The following is a 17,014-nucleotide window of genomic DNA, read 5'->3' as shown; positions in this document are numbered from 1 at the left end:
GCTCCTTAAGCTCTGATCCGGGGTTGCTGTTCCAGTGCATCGACCCGGGAGACGTCCACCAGCTTCACCAGCTGGCTCCACAACTGCTGGATGGGACGCACCGACTCGACAGTAACCGTGATCCGCAGCTGTTGGCAATCCTGCTCCATATTCAAGGCGCAGAGATTGAAGCCGCGGTGACGCACCACCCGCAGCACCCGCTCCATCACTTCGGGTCTGGGCTGGGCGTGGATATGCAGGGTGTGTTGTGCAAATGCTGGCTGGGCAAGGGTGTGCGGGTTCATGGGCGTTGCTCCATCATCTGGTGGTTGGCGACTCCCGGCGGAACCAGGGGCCAGACGTTTTCTTCCTCTGAAATAGCCACATGCAGCAAGTAGGCACTCTCGCTTGCCAGCAGGCGATCGAGGGCGCCGGCTATCTGCTCCTTGCATGTGATGGTTTCGCCGGGGATGCCGAAGGCGGCAGCCAGGGCGACGAAATCGGGGTTGTCGGAAAGGATGGTCTCGCTGTAGCGGCCGTCGAAGAATAGCTCCTGCCACTGGCGCACCATGCCGAGGCGCTGGTTGTCCAGCAGCACCATCTTCACCTTGAGTTGGGCGCGGCGGATGGTGCCAAGCTCCTGCACGTTCATCATGAAAGAGCCGTCGCCGCTCACCAGCACCACTTCATCATTGGGGCGCGACATCTTGGCCCCGATGGCGGCCGGCAGACCGAAGCCCATGGTGCCGAGACCGGCGCTGGAGAGGTGGTTGCGCGGACTGGTGAAGCGCATGTGCTGGGCCACCCACATCTGGTGCTGACCCACGTCGCAGGCGACCACGCTGCTCTCCGGCAACCTAGCGGAGAGCTGCTTGAGCAAAGCCGGAGCGTAGATGGCATGACCGGGATGGTCGTAGCGAAAGGCATATTCGCGGGCCATGGCGGCGCAGTGCTCACGCCAGGGGGCGATGTCGAGAGTCATGGCGAAGCGCGGCAGCACCTGTTTGAGATCCGTGGTGATACCCACCTCGGCGGCGCGGCGCTTGCCGAACTCGGCAGCATCCACATCGAGATGGATCACCTTGGCTTCGGGGGCGAACTCCTCCAGCTTGCCGGTCACCCGATCATCGAAACGGGCGCCCACCACCAGCAGCAGATCGCACTGCTGCACCGCGTAGTTGGCGGCCTTGGTGCCGTGCATGCCGAGCATGCCCAGATAAACGGCGCTATCGGGGTCGAGCGCGCCAATCCCCTTGAGGGTGGTGACCGCAGGCATGCCGGTTGCGGCGGCAAAGTCACGCAACTGCTGCTCGGCATTGGCCATACCCACCCCGCCACCGACGTAAAGCACCGGACGCTCGGCGGCAGCCAGCAGGGTGCGGGCCGCGGCCAGATCCGAGGGATTGAGCACCTCCGGCTCTTCCACCGCAAACAGCGGGCTCTGGGGAGGCACTGCGGCCAGCTGCACATCCTTGGGCAGGTCGATCAGCACAGGCCCGGGGCGCCCTTCGGTGGCGATGGCGAAAGCTTCTGCCAGCACCCGCCCCAGATCAGCGGCATCGGTCACCATAAAGGAGTGCTTGGTACAGGAGAGGGACATGCCGAGCACGTCGACCTCCTGAAACGCATCGGTGCCGATGGCGGAACAGGGCACCTGACCGCTGATGGCCACCAGAGGCACCGAATCGAGCAGCGCCTCCGCCAGACCGGTCACCAGATTGGTGGCGCCGGGGCCGGAGGTGGCGATGCAGACTCCCACCTGACCGGAGGCGCGGGCATAACCCACCGCCGCCATGGCGGCACCCTGCTCGTGGCGACAGAGCTGATGGGCCAGACCACCGTCATACAGGGCATCGTAGACCGGCATGATGGCCCCGCCCGGGTAACCAAACACCTGGGTCACACCCTGTTTTTTGAGAGCCTGTACCAAAAACTGCGCGCCGTTCATGTGGAAAATCCTGTCCTTTGGTCGAAAAAAAACCCCCGGGCTGTGAGGCTCGGGGGTCGCTTGTTTCGTTCTGTCCGGTGGTGGGTCTATCCCTTGTTCCGTGCAGCTAAACGAGCCCCGAGCGGTGAGATAATAATCACCACTAGGACCACAATAATGCTGACGAAACGGGAGGCCATGTTCATAGTTACAACCGGAAATCCTGTGAAATTGGGGCGGTTTCTACCGCGAATGGCTATTAGAACTAGCACGGTGATTTTTATTGGGCAAGCCTTTTTTCTGTGACAACCCACTGATTTTGGCTATTCCCCAGCCGGAACTCTGGAATAAAAAACCAACAACAAGCAGTTAGTCAGAACATATATCAACTCAAGGACGGGATTTATGTCATTAGCTGTGGTTTATAGCCGTGCCAGCCTCGGGATCGCGGCCCCGCAAGTTACAGTGGAAGTTCACCTCTCCAACGGCCTGCCTGCCTTCAACATGGTCGGCCTGCCGGAAACCTCGGTGAAGGAGTCGCGAGACCGGGTGCGCAGCGCCCTGCTCAACGGCAATTTCGAGTTCCCGAGCAAACACATCACAGTCAATCTGGCTCCCGCCGATCTACCCAAGGAGGGGGGCCGCTTCGATCTGGCCATCGCCATCGGCATTCTCGCTGCTTCCAAGCAGATACCGGCAAAATACCTGCTCGATCATGAATTTTTGGGGGAGTTGGCCCTGACCGGCGAAATTCGCCCCGTGCTCGGGGTGCTGCCCGCCGTGCTCGCCTGCCGGGATGCGGGGCGCACTCTGCTGGTACCGCGGGAGAACGGCCCCGAAGCGTCCCTCATTCAGGATGCCGAAGTGCGCACCGCCCATCAGCTGCTGGCCGTCACAGCTTGGCTGGCAGGCCAGTACGAACTGCCGCTGCCGGATCCCCAAAGCACGGAGAGCCTGCCCAATGTGCCGGACCTGCAGGATGTGATCGGCCAGTCACAGGCCAAGCGGGCGCTGGAGATCGCCGCCGCCGGCAGCCACAACCTGCTGTTCATCGGCCCGCCCGGCACCGGCAAGAGCATGCTGGCGAGCCGATTGCCCGGCATTCTGCCGCCGCTCAGCGAGCAGGAGGCGCAGCAGACCGCCGCCATCCACTCCATCGGCGGCCTCACTCCGCGCGCCGGTCACTGGCACCACAGACCCTATCGCACGCCCCACCACAGTGCCTCCGCAGTAGCGCTGGTGGGCGGCGGCAGCCACCCAAGGCCCGGCGAAATATCGTTGGCCCACAACGGGGTGCTGTTTCTCGACGAGCTGCCCGAATTCGAGCGCAAGGTGCTCGACTCCCTGCGCGAGCCACTGGAGACGGGGCACATCACCATCAGCCGGGCCGCCCGCCAGGTGGATTTTCCCGCCCGCTTCCAGCTGGTCGGCGCCATGAATCCCAGCCCCTGTGGCCACTATGGCGACGGCCAGACCCGCTCCAGCCCGGATCAGATCTTGCGCTACCTCGGCAAGCTCTCCGGCCCCTTTCTCGACCGCTTCGATCTGACTGTGGAAGTGCCACTACTACCCAAGGGGAGCCTGACCGGCAAGGCGGAGCGGGGGGAGTCGAGCCAGCAGATCCGCGATCGGGTACTGGTGGCACGGGAGCGCATGCTGAGTCGCAACGGCAAGCTCAACAACCTGCTGGATAGCCGTGAGATAGAGGATATTTGCCGCCTATCACCGCAAGATGCCGAATTTTTGGAGAACGCCATCCAGAAGCTGGGGCTCAGCATCCGGGCCTGGCATCGCATCCTGCGGGTGTCACGCACCATCGCCGATCTGGCCGGGCAACCCGCCATCGGCAAGGAGCATCTTATCGAGGCGCTCGGTTATCGCGCCATGGACCGGCTGCTGTCGCGACTGCGCAGCAGCTGACAGAAGGGAAAGGGTGAGTCCGACCCCATAACGGCTCTGAATGGTCTCACGGGCAATCGGCTGATATTATGGCCACAGATCTGACCACTTGATGGCCCTTTATCGACAGCAAGACGGACCCGACTCATGCCCAACAAGCTGACAGAGCGACTGCGCGGCAGCCTCTCCACCCTGCTCTATTTTTTCAACACCCTCTTCTGGTTTGTCCCCATCTTCTCGCTGGGTCTGCTCAAGCTCCTGCTCCCCCTCAAGGGGTGGCGCACCCTCTGCAACTGGCTGCTGGATGGCTGTGCCAGCTGCTGGATCGGTTTCAACAATCTGATCCAGAAAACCATCATCAAAACCCCTTTCGAGGTGGTCGGAGTGGACAAAGGGCGCCGGAATGAGTGGTATATGGTGATTGCCAACCATCAATCCTGGGTCGACATACTGGTACTGCAGCGGGTTTTTAACCAAAAAATCCCCTTCCTGAAATTTTTCCTCAAGAAAGAGCTGATTTGGGTACCTTTTCTCGGTCTGGCATGGTGGGCGCTCGACTTCCCCTTCATGCGGCGATATTCCAGGAAATTTCTGGAAAAGCATCCCCATCTGAAGGGAAAAGACATTGAAACAACCCGTAAAGCCTGTGCCCGGTTCCGCCACATTCCGGTGAGTGTGATGAACTTCGTCGAAGGCACCCGCTTCACCAAGGGCAAACATCAGAAGCAGGGTTCGCCCTATCGTCACCTGCTCCAACCGAAAGCAGGCGGCATCGCCTTTACCCTGGCAGCCATGGGTGACCAGTTGCATCAACTGGTGGATGTCACCATCGCCTATCCGGACGGCATCCCCAGCTACTGGGACTTCATGTGTGGCCGGGTCGGGCAAATCAAGGTTCAGGTCCGCTATTTGCCGATCGACCGCAAGCTGGTGGGGGATTACTTCAATGACCCCGAGTTCCAACAAGAGTTTCAACAGTGGTTGAACGGGATCTGGCACGAAAAGGACCAGACCCTGAGCCAACTGCTGGCAACCAAGGCGCAGTAAACATTCATGCTATCCCTGCTTCCCGGCCCGCTGGTGCTGATCATCAGCGCGGGCCTGACCATCCTTTTCACCGCCTTGTGCGCCAGTCTGATCCTGCTGGTGTCGCTGGCCAAACTGTTGCTGCCGATCCCGGCCTTTGGCCGTGCCTGCAGCCGGCTCAACAACCGCTTCATGAGACTGTGGCTGGCCTGCAATGCGCTGGTGATCCGCCTCACCACCCGTATTGACTGGCAGGTGGAGGACAATACCAAGCTGCGCAAGGATGGCTGGTATCTCATCATCAGCAACCATATGAGCTGGACCGATATCGTGGTGCTCGGCCACCTGTTCCGGGATAGGCTGCCGGTGCCCAAGTTCTTCATGAAGCACGAGCTCATCTACATCCCGCTGCTGGGGCTCGCCTGCTGGGGGCTCGATATGCCCTTTATGCGTCGCTACTCACGGGAGTTTTTGCTGAAGAACCCGCACCTGCGCGGCAAGGATATCGAGACCACCCGCAACGCCTGCGAGAAGTTTCGCCACATCCCCACTACCGTCATCAACTTCGTGGAAGGAACCCGCTTCACCGAGCAGAAACGGGACGCATCACGCTCCCGCTACCGCCATCTGATGCCGCCCAAGGCGGCGGGGCTGGCCTTTACGTTGGCCGCCATGGGCGAGCAGTTCGTCAGCCTGATCAACGTCACCATCCGCTATCCGGAAAACGCCGAGACCCCGTTCAAGGACTTCCTGATGGGGCGGGTAAAACGCATTCAGGTGCGGATTGAAGAGCTGCCGGTGGATGAGGCGCTGATTGGGGATTACTTCAACGACAAGCAGTTCAAACGCGGTTTTCAGGAGTGGCTAAACCAGCGCTGGCAGGAGAAAGACGAGGTGCTGGAGGGGTGGCAGAGCGGTCAGGTGCCGCTGCCGGTTGCCGCCAAATCCGGGGAGGAATCCAAAGAGAGCGCAGAAGCCAACTCGGCCAACTGATTTTCGGAAAAGACAGCAATCCCGTGGCGCAGCAGCAGGGCGGTGGTCTTGCCCTCGCCCGCCACAGAGACCCCCTCAAAGCGGCCGTTATAGATACGGCCGCTGCCACATGAGGGGCTCCCCTCTTTCAGCAGCGCGAAGCGAATGCCCTGCGTCTGACAGATTTCCAGCGCCAGCTCGGCGCCACGGTCGAACTCGGCAGTCACATCCAGCCCGCTCGCCGTCACTACCCGCTCACCCTGCTGCTCTGCAGGAGGGCGCGGGGTCGGCAAACCGCCCGCCACTTCGGGGCAGAAGGCCAGCACCCGCCCCTCGGCACCCAGCTCACTCAGCCAGTCGCTGACGATCCCCTTGCATTGACCATCGTAGCGCACCGGCTGACCCAGCAGGCAGGCACTCACCAGCACCTTGTGCACACCGGTCTCACTCATGCTTCCGCTCCGTGCATCACCTGATCGAACATCACGCAGCAGGGGCTCTCCAGCCGGTAGAGGATGGCGGGGCGCTGTTTGCCGGTGCGCTTGCGGCCGGTATCAACCAGAATGTCGGCGCGATGGATCCGCTTGCGAAATGCCGCCGTATTCATGGGTGTTTGCAGGATGATTTCGAAGGCGCGCTGCACCTCGGAGAGGGTGAACTCGGGCCCCAGCAGTTGCAGCGGCAGGGTGCTGTAGCGGCTCTTGATCCGCAGCCGCTCCAACCCCTTGGCGATGAGCTGAACATGGTCGAAGGCGAGGCTCAGCCCCGGCAGGTTGGCGAGCGGATGCCAGCAACCGTGGATCGCTTCCACTTCCGGATCGACCAGACAGAGATAGACCAGGGTCGTGGACCAGCCGCGGGGATCCCGCTCCAGATTGCCGAGGGTGCAGACCTGCTCGCTGTAGCAGTGACCGAGCCCCCACTCCGCCAGCAGACGGCGCTGGGCGGCATCCAGATCCCGATCCTGGGTCTCGTCGATGCGCAGCGCCGGCAGTTGCCAGCAGTGGGCAAAGGGGGGGCGATCGCGGGTCTCGAGCAGTAGCTCGAGCCGCTCCTCATGCAACCGCAGCACCACCATATCCAGACTCATTCTCAGCATGCCGATCGCCCTGCTCGCCTTCCATTAATGTTTGGTAGATAATATCACACGAATAGTATGTGCAGGAGCCAATCATGGGAACCGTCGCCAGCCTGGATATTGATGCGCAGAAGGGCTTTACCCCCCTCTGCCCGAACGAACTGCCCGTTGCGGGCGGTGATGATATTGTGGCTGCGCTAAACGCTCAGGCCACCCTCGCCACGCTGCGGATCGGCAGCAAAGACTCTCACCCTGCCAATGCCGACTGGGCCGTTTCTGACCCCGCAGGCATGCTGCTGCCGCTGGATCTGCCCAACGCCGACCTCACCTGGCCGGTGCACTGCGTTCCGGGCAGCAAGGGCTTCGAGCTGCTCGACGGCCTGCCCGCCCCCATCGACTATGACTTCTTCGTCTGGAAGGGGGTCGAGCCGGATCTGCATCCCTACGGCACCTGCTTCCACGACCTGGCTGAACGGCGCAGCACCGGACTCATCGAATTCCTGCAAGCCCGCCAGGTCGATACCGTACTGGTCGGCGGCCTCGCCACCGACTACTGTGTCAAAACCAGCGTGCTGCAACTGCGCCGCGCCGGTTTCCGGGTGATCGTCCATCTCGATGCCTGTCGTGGCATCGCCCCCGCGACGGTTGCCAGCGCCCACACCCAGATGATCGAGGCTGGCGCCGAACTGGCCCAGACCCTGATCGATGTACAACGCCTGCTGGACGCCTGATATGCCCCTCATCCTCACCAGCCTGTCCGATAGCGGCGCCTGCAATTTACCTATGCAACTGGCGTTCGCCCGCCTGCGGGGAGCCTGATATGCCACCGATTCTTACCAGCCTGCTCGACACCGACGCCTACAAGCTGCATATGCAGCAGGCGGTGTTCCATCGCTATCCGGATGCCGAGGTGGTGGCCGAGTTTCACAGCCGCAATGAAGAGGATCTGCTGCCCATGATGGGGCAGATCGAGGAGCAACTGCGCCTCGCCGGTTCCCTGCGATTGACCAGGCCAGAGCTCGATTTTCTGGCCGAGCGTCCCTTCTTCACCCCTGACTACCTCGACCACCTGCGCCGCAAGCCGCTCGACGCCTCCCTGCTCAAGGTGTTCGAGCAGGATGGCCGCATCAATGTGCGGGTCGAGGGCCCCTGGCAGGATGTGATCCTGTGGGAGATCCCGGTGCTCGCCATCATCAGCGAGATGCGCAACCGCTTCCGCTACCCCCAGTTCGGCGTCAGCCACGCGCTGGAGCGGCTCGATCAGAAGATCGACAAGCTGGAGAAGGAGCTGAGCCGCGATGAGATGAGCGAGTTCAACCTCATCGACTTCGGCACCCGCCGCCGCTTCTCCCACGCGGTGCAGGATGCGGTAGTGGGTCGCCTCAAGGAGCGGCTGCCGGCATTTCGCGGCACCAGCAACTACATGCTGGCCCAGAAGTACAAGCTGCCCGCGGTCGGCACCCAGGCCCATGAGTGGTTCCAGGCGCACCAGCAGCTCGGCTTCCCGCTGGAGCACAGCCAGCGCGCCGCCCTCACCAGCTGGCTGGACGAGTTCACCGACCATCTCGGCATCGCCCTGACCGACTGCATCACCATGGATGCCTTCCTGCGGGACTTCGACTTCGAGCTGGCCAGCAGCTATCAGGGCTTGCGTCACGACTCCGGCGATCCCGTGGTGTGGGGCGAGAAGGCGATCAGCCACTATCAGCGCCTCGGCATCGACCCCACCGACAAGACCCTGGTCTTCTCCGACGGGCTCAACCTCGACAAGGCGGTGCAGCTGTTCCGTCACTTCCGTGGTCGCATCAACACCAGTTTCGGCATCGGCACCAAGCTCACCTGCGATCTGCCCGGTGTCAGCCCGATGAACATCGTCTTCAAGCTGATCGAGTGCAATGGCGGCCCGGTCGCCAAGATCTCCGACAGCCCGGGCAAGACCCTCTGCCGGGATGCGGAGTTTATCCGCAACCTCAAACAGGCGTTCCACGTCGGGGTCTGATCTTCGAGATCGCCAGAAAACAAAAAGCCCGCCGGTTCGCACCGGCGGGCTTTTTTATCGACTCAAGGGGTATCAGTCTTTCTTGGCCAGCAGGAACTGCACCAACTTGTTGAACTGCTCTTGAGAGGTGATGGATTCAATCTTCACCATGTACTTGCCGTTCACCAGGAAGGCCGGTACACCGCGAATGTTGTAGCTCTCGGTGTTGCGATCGAACTGGGAGACCATACCGGAGACGGCAAAGCTGTCGACGGCACCGTCGAACTCTTCAGCCGGTACGCCGTTGTCCACGAAGATCTTCTTCACGTCGTCACGGCTCATCGGCGGCTGACGCTGGGTGTGGATCTTGGTGAAGATGGCCGGAGTCATCTTGGCTTCGGCATTGAGCAGGCTGGCAACGGCATAGGCACGCTGCATCTCGGGGCCCATTTCGCGGCCGAGGAAGGCAACCGGGTTCTTCTTGAGGGGCACACCCTCTGGCAACCCGGCCTTCAACTGTTCAACGATCGGTTCGAAGGTAGCGCAGTGCGGGCAGTAGTAGGAGAAAAACTCCATCACTTCCGGCTGGGCACTGCCAGTCTGTTTGACCACATCGTAGTTGACGCCTTCCTTGAACTCTGGGGCGGCGTGAACCATGGGGATCATCAGCATGGCAGCAAGGAAAAATAGAACTTTTTTCATGATGTTTCCTGTTAAGGGATCACTGTGAGGCACGCCCGGCGAACCGAAGCAGTGCCAAGCCTATTGTTTCGCCATGCTGACGTCAATGGTCAGGGCCGGAGATCGAGTCCCCCTTGCCGCGCAAGATCCCTTCTATTTCACCAGTTTGGCATCAGACTCAACGGCGGTGCCTTCAGTACTTCCAGCTGATCGTGCCAAAGGTGGGGCTATCTGCTGGCCGCCGGATAAGTTACCACCCCGGCATAAGGCTCAACGGTGGCGCCTTGAGCGCCTCCAGCTGATCGTGCAGGGTCGCTATCTGTTGACGCCAGTAGTGATCGGTATTGAACCAGGGGAAGTGACGGGGGAAGGCGGGATCTTCCCAGCGCCGCGCCAGCCACGCCATGTAGTGAACGATGCGCATCGCTCGCAGCGGCTCGATCAGCGCCAGCTCCCGCGAGTCGAACTCCATAAACTCCTCGTAGCCCGCCAGCAGGGTGTCGAGCTGGATCTGCTGCTCGTGGCGCTCGCCGCTCAGCATCATCCAGAGATCCTGAATCGCGGGGCCGGTACGGCAATCATCGAGGTCAACAAACATGGGGCCATCGCGCCACAGGATGTTGCCCGGGTGGCAGTCGCCATGCAGGGAGATCTGCGCCACATCCAGGGCCATGGCGTCGCTCACATGCTTGATCAGCTCGTCGAGTACCCCGAAGAATTGCTTCGCCAGCCCGCTTGGCAGCCACTCGCCAGACGCCAGCAGCTGACGCGGTTCGTGCAGCATACTCTCCACATCGAGCCGCACCCGATGGTGAAACGGCTTGCTGGCGCCGATCTGATGAATGCGACCGAGGAAACGCCCCACCCACTCAAGCTGGTCGAGATTATCCACCTCGAACTGGCGGCCACCGACGCTCTGCCAGATGGCAAAGGGGTAGCCCTCGTGCTCCAGCAGGGTCTCGCCCGCGAAGGCGAGCGGTGCGGCGACCGGGATCTCAGCCTCCGCGAGACGGGTGGCAAACTCGTGCTCCTCGAGGATCTGGGCCCGGCTCCAGCGGCCGGGACGGTAGAACTTCACCACATAGCGGCGACGATCCTCATCCTGAAACTGGTAGACCCGGTTTTCGTAGCTGTTGAGCTCGATAAGGCCGGAGTCGAGCCGCAGGCCACTGAGATCGAGCGCATCCATGATGAGGTCGGGATTTAGGTCGGAATAGTTGAAACGCATGTCATCCACCATAAGAAAGGGGCGCCGTTGCGCCCCATTCTATCACTACTGACCGGCATTGCCGTGCTCACTGGTGACCGGACTGGTGTCACGCCCGGCCCGCAATCACACGCAGTTACAACCGGCTGATAAACTTGCTGCCCTGGCGCAGGTTGCCCTTGCTGTCGTCGGGCGCCGCCCCCTCCCGTTTCAGCACGAACTGGATATCCAGCGCCGGCCGTTTCAGGTTGTAGGGATCGACCGCCAGACTGACCGGCAGGGTGTAGATCTCGCCCGCCTTCAGGGTCACTTCACGGGGGCCGAACCACTGATACTCGGGCAAGCCCTCCACATCCAGCTGGTAGGTCTGGGACTGCAGGGTCTTGTTGAGGATCTTGAGGGTGTAGGTGTTCTCAATCAGCCCCTCGCTGTTTTCGCGGAACAGCTGGTTGCGATCCCGCAGGATATCGAGCCCCATCGGCATGATGGACATGGCGTTGTAGACAAAGACCCCCAGCATCACCGCCATCACCAGCCCGTAACCAATCAACTTGGGCCGCGCCACATGGGTGGAGTCGTTGGCCAGCTTGTGCTCGGTGGTGTAACTGATGAGCCCTTTCGGGTAGCCCATCCGCTCCATGGTCTGGTCGCAGGCATCGACGCAGGCACCGCAGTTGATGCACTCGTACTGCAGGCCGTCGCGGATGTCGATACCGGTCGGGCAGACCTGCACGCAGAGATCGCAGTCGATACAGTCGCCCAGCCCCATCGCCTTGGGATCCGCCTTGCGGGAGCGGGCGCCACGGGTCTCGCCACGCTTGGTGTCATAGCCGACGATGAAGGTGTCCTTGTCGAACATGGCGGACTGGAAGCGGGCATAGGGGCACATGTGGATACACATGATGGCACGCATCCAGCCTGCGTTGCCGTAGGTGATGATGGTGAAGAAGAGCACCCAGAACAGCACCCATCCGCTGGCCTGCAGGGTGAAGAGATCCGGCACCAGTTCAGTTACATCCTGGAAGTAGGCGACGAAAGTCAGGCCGGTCACCAGCGAGATCGCCAGCCAGGCCAGATGCTTGGCTCCCTTGCGGGCCAGCTTCTCGCCGCTCCAGGGCGCCTCGTCCAGCTTGCGCCGCTTGTTGGCGGGCCCTTCCAGCTTCTCTTCAAACCAGATGAACATGAAGGTCCAGACCGTCTGCGGGCAGAGATAGCCACACCAGACCCGACCGAGGAAGGTGGTAATAAAGAAGAGTCCGAAGGCGGCGATCATGAAGAGCCAGGCGAGCAGGGTCAGATCCTGCGGCCAGATGGTGGCGCCAAAGATATGGAACTGCTGGTGACCGAGGTCGAACAGCACCGCCTGTCGCCCGTCGTAACGCAGCCAGGGCAGCAGCACGAACAGCGCCACAAAGAACCAGCCCATGGCCTTGCGCATCCGCTGCCAATACCCTTTCTGGGCCCGCACATAGATGCGGTTGCCCGGATTGAATCTGTCGTCGCTGGCTTTGAACGTATTGGGGTTGAAGGTCCCGGTTACGCCCTTGTCGGTGACGTCCTTGATATCGATTTTATCGTGGTCGGCCATTGCAAGACATCGCTCCCTTAATTGTTATGGCGCGGATTATATCTTAAACAACCTGCTAACCGTGTGGATTAGATGTATCTAATGTTGGCGTTGGATCGCAAATTTCATTAACAAAAAAGGCGTTTCGCCTGTTGACGAAACACCTTTTTTAGATTCCATTGAGGCCTTTCTGATGCGACCGGCTAAATGGCTTATTTGATACCGCGCGCCTTGAGCAGCGCCTCTTTGAAATCGGGCACATGATCCTTGGCCAGACCCGGGATCATCGCCTGCTTGTCGGATTCCCGCATCTTGAGGTGATAGATCAGCATGTCGTCGGTCAGCTCGGACAGAGGCCCTTCAAATCCCGCTTCTTGGGCCAGTTTGGCAACAAACTGCACCAGGCTGAGATCCTGTTCCTTGATCCAGGCAGGCTGCAACAACTCCAGCAGCTCTTCGATACGATGACATTGCATAGACAACCTCTTTAATCTGTCACGTTAAATTCAGGCAACCTTACCCATCAAGGCTACTTCGATTCGATCCCGCCCATTATGCTTGGCCTGATACAGGGCCGCATCCGCTTTTTGGATCAAATCGGCGATTTTCATGCTGTTGTCCGGTATCAGTGTCGCAACACCAAAACTACATGTGACCCGACCGGAGACCAGTGACTTCTGGTGCGGGATGGCCAGCTCCTTGAGCGCCTGCCGCACATTGTCGGCCACCTGCAGTGCCCCCTGCATGCCGGTGCAGGGCAGCAGCAAGGCGAACTCTTCGCCCCCGTAACGGGCCGCCAGATCATCCTCGCGCCGCTCCACTTCGGCCAGCAATCCAGCCACCTGTTGCAGGCAGTCATCCCCCAGCTGATGGCCGTAGAGATCGTTGAACTGCTTGAAGTAATCCACATCCACCAGCACCAGCGACAACGGCGCCCGGGCGCGGTGACAGCGCCGCCAGGCCCGCTCCAGAGAGTCGTCGAGATGGGCGCGGTTGGCGATGCCGGTCAGGCCGTCGAGGCGAGAGGTGAGACGCAAATGCTCGGAGACCGCCTTCAGTTCGGCCACCAGTTCGGCGTTGGAGAAACGGTGGTGGAGCGAGGCGATCTGATCCCGCCGCATCCGGCGGAGCAGGGTCGGCAGAAAGACAAACAGATAACCCGCCAGCATGCAGGAGACGATTCGTTCCTGCTCGTTGCCATTGCCCAGCTCGAACAGCATCGCCATACCCAGTGGCAGAGCGGAACCATAGAGGGTGCGGCGGCTGCCAAACAGCATGATGGCGCTGCCGGTAAGAATGAGGCTGGAGAGCATCATCATGGCGGCCCGGTAGGTATCGGGCAGCTTGTCCATGTAGAGCAGCACCCCGAGAGCCCAGATGATGGAGGTGATGGTGGCTCCGATAAAGAGCTCCCGCTCCAGCACCGGCAACGGTGTCTGGTGCAGGCGGGCTCGGCGCCAGCGCAGGTGCCAGCCCCGACCAAGCAGCCACAGAAAAGTGCCTGCCAGCCAACCGAGCGCTTCGATAGCGGGTAGATAGTCGTGAAACAGCAGACTCCAGCCAAATGCCAACACGCCCAAACAGGGGAGACTGAACGATGCATGGGTATAGAGCTGGGCCATAATGGCCTGCTTAACCTGGCGTGTCACACTCTGGGTCAACTGAGTACTCCTGTACAAGAGCCGAGCAGTCTACCATTACCCCCTGACCCGCAACAATAAAGCGCCGCTTATTAAGAAGTTAATCAATCAACAACGATTTCTTCTGCGCTGGCAGGTGAGTCCTTGCTCACCCCTTCTCCAATTCGTCGAGGATCGGGCACTCGGGATTTTCATCCCCGTGGCAGCAGCAAACCAACCCTTCCAGTGAGGTAAGCATGGCCTGCAAACCGGCAATGCGGGCGCGCAGATCGACGATCTTCTCCTGCGCCAGCTTCTTCACCTGGGCGCTGGTTCTGTGTTCGTCCCGATAGAGCGCCAGCAGCTCCTGACACTCCTCCAGATTGAAGCCGGTCTCCCGCGCCCGTTTGACGAAACGCAGCTCACGCAGCGCCCCCTCGGTGTAACTGCGATAACCGTTGTCACTGCGTACCGGGGCTGTGATGAGGCCAATGCTCTCGTAATAACGGATGGTCTTGGCGGTCAGCCCCGTGGCCTTGGCAACCTTGCTGATGTTCATTTATGCCTCCTTACTGATCGGGTTGGATGCTGGCACGTGCGCCGCCCTGGGCTGCCAGCGTTTCAATAACAGGGAATTGCTCAATACTGTGATGCTGCTCAGGGCCATGGCCGCCCCCGCCAGCTCGGGGCTCAGGTAGCCCAGCGCCGCCAGCGGAATGCCGATGATGTTGAATACGAAGGCCCAGAACAGATTCTGCTGTATGGTGCGCCAGGTGGCCGCCGAGATATCGATGGCATCGGCCACCAGCCGCGGGTCGGATCGCATCAGGGTGATGGCGGCGGTCTCCATCGCCACGTCGGAGCCGGAGCCCATGGCGATGCCGACGTCCGCCGCCGCCAGCGCCGGGGCATCGTTCACCCCGTCCCCCACCATGGCCACCAGCCCGCGGGTTTGCGCCCGCAGCGCCGCGACCTTCTCCACCTTGCCGGCCGGCAACACGGAGTCAAAGGCTCCGTCCAGTCCCAGCTTGGCTGCGATATGGGCCACCGGCGCCGGCGCATCGCCGCTCACCAGCCAGCTGGCGATGCCGCGCAGACGCAGGGTGGCGATGGCTTCCGGGCTCTCGGGGCGCAGGGTATCAGCCAGCGCCGCAATGCCGGCCACCACGCCGTCGATGGCCACCCAGACCCGGGTCGCACCGTCGGCGGCTTGTTCATCCTGTTGTGGCACCTCAATGCCGAGCTGGGCCAGCAGAGAACGATTGCCGATGGCGACCCTGTGGCCCGCCACCTGACCGACAATACCGGCACCGACCCGCACCTCGACCGCCTCCGGCTGGGGCAGTATAGCCTCCTTGCCGACCGCCTCGCGCATGGCCAGCGCCAGCGGATGTTCGCTCGCCTGCTGCAGGGCGGCGGCGAGACGAAGCTGCTCGGCTGTGCCGCTCCAGCTGGCCAGCACAGGCCGCCCCTGAGTCAGGGTGCCGGTCTTGTCGAAGATGAGCGCCTTGATGGCGTGAGCCTTTTGCAGGGTATCCACATCCTTGATCAGAATGCCGTGGCGCGCCGCCACTCCGGTACCGGTGACGATGGCAGCCGGCGTGGCCAGTCCCAGCGCACAGGGACAGGCGATCACCAACACCGCTACCGCCGCCAGCAGCGCCTGACCGAAGTCGTTGCTGATGGCATACCACACCAACAGAGTGAACAGGGCGATGGCCATCACCACCGGCACGAACACGGCAGAGACCTTGTCCACCAGCTGTTGTAGCGGGGCCTTGCCCATCTGGGCGCTCTCCACCAGGGCGATGATCTTGCTGAGGCTGGAATCCTCCCCCACGGTAGTGGCTTCGATCTCCAGCACGCCGGAGCGGTTGATGGCACCGCCCAGCACCTTGTCGCCCTCGCCGCGCGGCACCGGCAGGCTCTCGCCGGTGAGGATCGACTCGTCCAGCTCGCTGGCGCCGCTCACGATTTTGCCATCCACCGGCACCCGCTCACCCACCAGCACCCGCAGCCGATCGCCGCGCAGCACCTCGTCGATGGCGACGCTCTGCCAGCTCTCACCACGCCAGACGGTGGCGGTTTCCGGCCGCAGCGCCATCAGTTCGCGAATAGCGGACTGAGTGCTGCGTCTGGCCCGAGCCTCCAGCAACTTGCCGAGGGAGATCAGGGTAATGATGATGGCGCTTGCCTCGAAATAGAGCTTGCCGCTGGCGGCCATCCCCAGCGTCAACAACAGATAGAGGCTGTAGAAGTAGGCCGCACTGGTGCCGGTGGCCACCAGCACATCCATATTGGCTGCGCGGTTCTTGATGGCGAGCCAGGCGCCGCGATAGAAACGGGCCCCGATCCAGAACTGCACCGGGGTGGCGAGCACCAGCTCCAGCCAGGCGGGTAGATGCCAGGGGAACAGTCCGGCCATGGCCAGCATCCCCACCAGCAGCGGCAGAGTCAGCAGCGCCGAGATGATGACCCGGGTCTGCGCCTGACGGGCTGTGGCGGCTTCCTGCGCTTCCCGCTCCAGCAACTGTTGGCGGCGGCCGCTGGCCGAACCTTGTGCCAGTTTGGCGCCAAAGCCGAATGCTTCTATATGTTCACGCAGGGCGGCGGGGCTCTGGGCGCCCGGCACCAGCACGATGCGGGCCTGTTCGATGGAGAAGTTGACCTCGGCCGAGATAACGCCGGGCAGCGCGGCCAGCATCTTGTTCAGCCGAGCCGAGCAACCGGCACAGGTCATGCCGGTGATTTGAAACTGGATGGTCTCGCTGCCGTAGTCGTAACCCTGACTCTTGATGCTGTCGAGCACCGCAGGCAGGCGATCGGGGCTGGCCAGCTCGATGGCAGCCTGCTCCAGCGCGAAGTTGACGGTGGCCGATACCCCGTCGAGTTTGTTGAGACTGGCTGCGATGCGGCCTGCGCAGTTGGCGCAGCTCATGCCGCTGAGCGGCAATTGCAGATGAATGGGTGATTGAAGATGAGTGGTCATGTTGTTCCTCCCCGGAACCCGTCGGCACCACAAAACGCCGACTGGCAAACCCTAACCTTTACTGTAAGGGTAAACTCAAGCCACATGATCCA

Annotated in this window: 16 protein-coding genes; 5 read left to right on the top strand and 11 right to left on the bottom strand. The window is 61.6% G+C overall.

The annotated features are described in order from the left end of the window. Positions 1 to 5 precede the first annotated feature (5 nt). Complete coding sequence (ilvM, locus tag G5193_RS15360) at positions 6 to 284, bottom strand: acetolactate synthase 2 small subunit (protein WP_005342011.1); 279 nt, start codon at positions 282 to 284, stop codon at positions 6 to 8. Further along, on the bottom strand, positions 281 to 1,927 hold the full coding sequence (ilvG, locus tag G5193_RS15355) for an acetolactate synthase 2 catalytic subunit (protein WP_227341747.1): 1,647 nt from the start codon (positions 1,925 to 1,927) through the stop codon (positions 281 to 283). Before ilvG ends, ilvM begins: the two co-directional genes overlap by 4 nt. A 384-nt stretch (positions 1,928 to 2,311) precedes the next feature. Here ilvG and G5193_RS15350 point away from each other — a divergent pair, with 384 nt between their 5' ends. The 3 genes from G5193_RS15350 (at position 2,312) to G5193_RS15340 (ending at position 5,824) form a co-directional block, all read left to right on the top strand. Then, entirely contained in the window at positions 2,312 to 3,826 is a 1,515-nt protein-coding gene (locus G5193_RS15350) for a YifB family Mg chelatase-like AAA ATPase (protein ID WP_421206298.1), read from the top strand. Positions 3,827 to 3,952: 126 nt separating this feature from the next. Further along, a complete protein-coding gene (locus G5193_RS15345) occupies positions 3,953 to 4,852 on the top strand; it encodes an acyltransferase (RefSeq protein ID WP_005356150.1) in 900 nt (299 codons plus the stop codon). Positions 4,853 to 4,858: 6 nt separating this feature from the next. After that, positions 4,859 to 5,824, top strand: a complete 966-nt coding sequence (locus G5193_RS15340) for an acyltransferase (RefSeq protein ID WP_421206296.1) — start codon at positions 4,859 to 4,861, stop codon at positions 5,822 to 5,824. On the opposite strand, the gene G5193_RS15335 is transcribed toward G5193_RS15340, so the two are convergent. Together G5193_RS15335 and G5193_RS15330 are read right to left on the bottom strand one after the other, a co-directional pair. Beyond that, positions 5,749 to 6,255: a DUF523 domain-containing protein gene (locus G5193_RS15335; protein ID WP_421206295.1), complete on the bottom strand. Its 507-nt coding sequence runs from the start codon at positions 6,253 to 6,255 to the stop codon at positions 5,749 to 5,751. The two genes, G5193_RS15340 and G5193_RS15335, sit on opposite strands and share 76 nt — an antisense overlap. After that, entirely contained in the window at positions 6,252 to 6,902 is a 651-nt protein-coding gene (locus G5193_RS15330) for an NUDIX hydrolase (protein ID WP_201953894.1), read from the bottom strand. The genes G5193_RS15335 and G5193_RS15330 overlap by 4 nt, the downstream gene beginning before the upstream one ends. 74 nt (positions 6,903 to 6,976) lie before the next feature. Between G5193_RS15330 and G5193_RS15325 the strand changes: the two genes are divergently transcribed. Both G5193_RS15325 and pncB read left to right on the top strand, forming a co-directional pair. Continuing rightward, positions 6,977 to 7,612 (top strand): nicotinamidase, encoded by a 636-nt coding sequence (locus G5193_RS15325; RefSeq protein ID WP_005356142.1) that lies wholly within the window; start codon positions 6,977 to 6,979, stop codon positions 7,610 to 7,612. A gap of 89 nt (positions 7,613 to 7,701) precedes the next feature. Beyond that, a complete protein-coding gene (pncB, locus tag G5193_RS15320; protein ID WP_047439055.1) occupies positions 7,702 to 8,880 on the top strand; it encodes a nicotinate phosphoribosyltransferase in 1,179 nt (392 codons plus the stop codon). Between the two features lie 72 nt (positions 8,881 to 8,952). Here pncB and G5193_RS15315 read toward each other — a convergent pair whose 3' ends face one another. From G5193_RS15315 to G5193_RS15285, 7 genes are all read right to left on the bottom strand, one after another. Next, positions 8,953 to 9,561, bottom strand: a complete 609-nt coding sequence (locus G5193_RS15315) for a thiol:disulfide interchange protein DsbA/DsbL (RefSeq protein WP_266135706.1) — start codon at positions 9,559 to 9,561, stop codon at positions 8,953 to 8,955. Between the two features lie 229 nt (positions 9,562 to 9,790). After that, positions 9,791 to 10,780, bottom strand: coding sequence for a serine/threonine protein kinase (locus G5193_RS15310; protein ID WP_266135707.1), 990 nt, complete (start codon positions 10,778 to 10,780; stop codon positions 9,791 to 9,793). Positions 10,781 to 10,883: 103 nt separating this feature from the next. Next, positions 10,884 to 12,335 carry a cytochrome c oxidase accessory protein CcoG gene (gene ccoG, locus G5193_RS15305; protein ID WP_005356121.1) on the bottom strand — a complete coding sequence of 484 codons (1,452 nt, stop codon included), beginning with the start codon at positions 12,333 to 12,335 and terminating at the stop codon, positions 10,884 to 10,886. 191 nt (positions 12,336 to 12,526) lie between these two features. Further along, positions 12,527 to 12,790 (bottom strand): YihD family protein, encoded by a 264-nt coding sequence (locus G5193_RS15300; protein ID WP_005339598.1) that lies wholly within the window; start codon positions 12,788 to 12,790, stop codon positions 12,527 to 12,529. Between the two features lie 30 nt (positions 12,791 to 12,820). Beyond that, a complete protein-coding gene (locus G5193_RS15295; protein ID WP_005339596.1) occupies positions 12,821 to 13,975 on the bottom strand; it encodes a GGDEF domain-containing protein in 1,155 nt (384 codons plus the stop codon). 127 nt (positions 13,976 to 14,102) lie between these two features. Further along, positions 14,103 to 14,492, bottom strand: coding sequence for a Cu(I)-responsive transcriptional regulator (gene cueR / locus G5193_RS15290; protein WP_005356117.1), 390 nt, complete (start codon positions 14,490 to 14,492; stop codon positions 14,103 to 14,105). Further along, positions 14,493 to 16,922 (bottom strand): heavy metal translocating P-type ATPase, encoded by a 2,430-nt coding sequence (locus G5193_RS15285; protein ID WP_421206294.1) that lies wholly within the window; start codon positions 16,920 to 16,922, stop codon positions 14,493 to 14,495. Between the last annotated feature and the right edge of the window lie 92 nt (positions 16,923 to 17,014).

Source organism: Aeromonas sp. 601027 (assembly GCF_049174455.1).
GTDB classification, from domain to species: Bacteria; Pseudomonadota; Gammaproteobacteria; order Enterobacterales; family Aeromonadaceae; genus Aeromonas; species Aeromonas veronii_A.
This window is presented reverse-complemented; position numbering and strand designations above follow the sequence as displayed.

Coding starts and splice junctions, on each gene's coding strand:
- G5193_RS15330 (WP_201953894.1), bottom strand. CDS start 6,902: ATGCTGAGAATGAGTCTGGATATGGTGGTGCTGCGGTTGCATGAGGAG.
- G5193_RS15285 (WP_421206294.1), bottom strand. CDS start 16,922: ATGACCACTCATCTTCAATCACCCATTCATCTGCAATTGCCGCTCAGC.
- ilvG (WP_227341747.1), bottom strand. CDS start 1,927: ATGAACGGCGCGCAGTTTTTGGTACAGGCTCTCAAAAAACAGGGTGTG.
- G5193_RS15340 (WP_421206296.1), top strand. CDS start 4,859: ATGCTATCCCTGCTTCCCGGCCCGCTGGTGCTGATCATCAGCGCGGGC.
- G5193_RS15345 (WP_005356150.1), top strand. CDS start 3,953: ATGCCCAACAAGCTGACAGAGCGACTGCGCGGCAGCCTCTCCACCCTG.
- G5193_RS15325 (WP_005356142.1), top strand. CDS start 6,977: ATGGGAACCGTCGCCAGCCTGGATATTGATGCGCAGAAGGGCTTTACC.
- pncB (WP_047439055.1), top strand. CDS start 7,702: ATGCCACCGATTCTTACCAGCCTGCTCGACACCGACGCCTACAAGCTG.
- cueR (WP_005356117.1), bottom strand. CDS start 14,492: ATGAACATCAGCAAGGTTGCCAAGGCCACGGGGCTGACCGCCAAGACC.
- ilvM (WP_005342011.1), bottom strand. CDS start 284: ATGAACCCGCACACCCTTGCCCAGCCAGCATTTGCACAACACACCCTG.
- G5193_RS15350 (WP_421206298.1), top strand. CDS start 2,312: ATGTCATTAGCTGTGGTTTATAGCCGTGCCAGCCTCGGGATCGCGGCC.
- ccoG (WP_005356121.1), bottom strand. CDS start 12,335: ATGGCCGACCACGATAAAATCGATATCAAGGACGTCACCGACAAGGGC.
- G5193_RS15300 (WP_005339598.1), bottom strand. CDS start 12,790: ATGCAATGTCATCGTATCGAAGAGCTGCTGGAGTTGTTGCAGCCTGCC.
- G5193_RS15335 (WP_421206295.1), bottom strand. CDS start 6,255: ATGAGTGAGACCGGTGTGCACAAGGTGCTGGTGAGTGCCTGCCTGCTG.
- G5193_RS15315 (WP_266135706.1), bottom strand. CDS start 9,561: ATGAAAAAAGTTCTATTTTTCCTTGCTGCCATGCTGATGATCCCCATG.
- G5193_RS15310 (WP_266135707.1), bottom strand. CDS start 10,780: ATGGTGGATGACATGCGTTTCAACTATTCCGACCTAAATCCCGACCTC.